The sequence below is a fragment of the Streptomyces sp. AC627_RSS907 genome (assembly GCF_019049165.1).
Genome location: NZ_JAGMUE010000423.1, coordinates 1 through 567, shown reverse-complemented (window position 1 = coordinate 567; position 567 = coordinate 1). Strand labels below are relative to the sequence as shown.

The following is a 567-nucleotide window of genomic DNA, read 5'->3' as shown; positions in this document are numbered from 1 at the left end:
GTACGGCTCGTCGGGCAGCACCACCAAGTCGGCGCCGCTGGCCCGCAACTCCTCCAGCGGTACGCGGGGGTAGCGCTCGGCGTGGTCTGCGTACAACTGGTGGACGCCGAGGCGCGTCAGGAGGTCGCCGGCGAAGGTGTCGCGGCCGAGCACCATCCAGGGCCGGCGCCACACCGGCACCACGGCGCTGCGCCGCTGGCCGGTGGCGTCCGCGGCCACCTGGTGCCAGGCGCGCTCGGCCGCGTCGAGCCAGTCGGGCCTGGCGAGCCCGCAGCCGTCCACGAGCACCCGGTGCAGTTCACTGAACGCCTGCTCAAGACCGCGTACCTCGGTGACCCAGACGTCGAGGCCGGCGGCGCGCAGGGCGGCCAGGTCGGGTTCGCGGTTCTCCTCCTCGTTGGCGATGACCAGGTCGGGGGCGAGGGCCGCGATGCGCGCGGTGTCCGGGTTCTTGGTGCCGCCGACGCGCTCCACCGCGAGGTCGGCCGGGTGGCTGCACCAGTCGGTGGCGCCGACCAGCAGCCCGGGGGCGGTGACGGCCACCGCCTCGGTGAGCGAGGGCACGAG

Annotated in this window: 1 protein-coding gene; it reads right to left on the bottom strand. The window is 75.1% G+C overall.

The features are described from left to right. The coding region (locus KUM32_RS36245; RefSeq protein WP_217146149.1) for a helical backbone metal receptor at positions 1-567 on the bottom strand (567 nt) is incomplete at both ends.